Annotated in this window: 1 protein-coding gene; it reads right to left on the bottom strand. The window is 66.8% G+C overall.

The features are described 5' to 3' along the window. The coding region (gene fliF, locus AC1DYI_RS36070) for a flagellar basal-body MS-ring/collar protein FliF (protein WP_477208891.1) at positions 1 to 1,267 on the bottom strand (1,267 nt) is incomplete at both ends.

Genomic DNA, 1,267 nt, shown 5'->3' with positions numbered 1-1,267 from the left:
ACCCAGGGCTGCTTCCAGAACGGCAGTTCGTCCACCTTCTCGGCCACCTCGGTCTGGAACGGGGCATTGATGACACGCACCGAGTCACCGCGTTCCTTGCTGAAGCCTACTGCTTCCTGCACCAGCGCGGTCAGTTTTTCGAGTTCCTCGGCGCTCAACGGGGTCGTCGTCGTCTTGCCCTTGGCGTCGGTCTTGCTGCGGTGATTGACCACGACGGCAGCGTTCAAGCGCTTGACAACGCCGACCGCGTTGCGCTTCATCTGCACCGTCTTGTCGACCTCGTAGTTGGTGGTGGCCTCGCGACGGCCCGAGCCACCGGTCTGGCTGTTGCCGTTGGCCGCTTGCAGCGGGGCAGCGCTGCCGTTGATCGGCGCGGTGGCCGGCGTCGGCGGCTGGTTGCTGGTGGCGCCCGGCACGCCGGACGGCGTCACGCTGCCGGCGTTGTTGGCTTCGTTGGTCGACTGGCTGCGAACCGCTGCGGGTTCGTTGCCCTGGTTCGGGCGGAACTGTTCGCTGGTCGACTCGACCTGCGTGAAATCGACGTCGGCGGTCACGGTAGCGCGCAGGTTGTCGCGGCCAACCACCGGCTCCAGCAGTTCCGTCACACGGGTCAGGTAGCCCTTCTCGACCTGGGCCACATACTGCAGCTGCTGCTCGTTGAGCGACTTGCCGTTGTCTTCTTCGGGGCCGGAGATCAACGCGCCGCGCTGGTCGAGCACGCTGACCGACTTGGGGTTCAGCTCGGGCACGCTGGACGACACCAGGTGCACGATGCCGGCGGCCTGGGCACGGTCGAGCTTGAAGCCGGGGTGCAGCGTCAGCATCACGCTGGCGCTGGCTCGTTGTTGCTCGCGGAAGAAACCGTTCTGGTTCGGCAGCGCCAGGTGCACGCGGGCGTCTTCGACGCCTTCGAGCTTGCTGATCGTGCGCACCAGTTCGCCTTCCAGCGCGCGCTGCATGTTGGCGCGCTCCTGGCGGTCGGTCTGGCCGAAGCGGCTGACATCGAGCAGTTCGTTGCCGACGACCGAAGCCTTGGGCATGCCCTTGGCGGCCAGCTTCATCTTGGCGTCGTACAAGCGATCGGCCGGGACCTTGATCGCGCCGCCGCCGTCCGTATATCTGTAGGGCACGTTCATCGCGCCGAGCTCGGCGACGATGGCGCCGGCTTCCTTGTCAGGCAGGCCGGCGTACAGCACGCGCCAGTCGCCCTGGCTCGCCCACATGGCCATCGCGATCACCGTGGCCACCAAGGCAGCCAGGGCGACAC

The sequence above is a fragment of the Ideonella sp. P3_A4 genome (assembly GCF_056403075.1).
The sequence above is the reverse complement of the archived record's forward strand: the minus strand, read 5'-3'. Positions and strand labels throughout refer to the sequence as shown.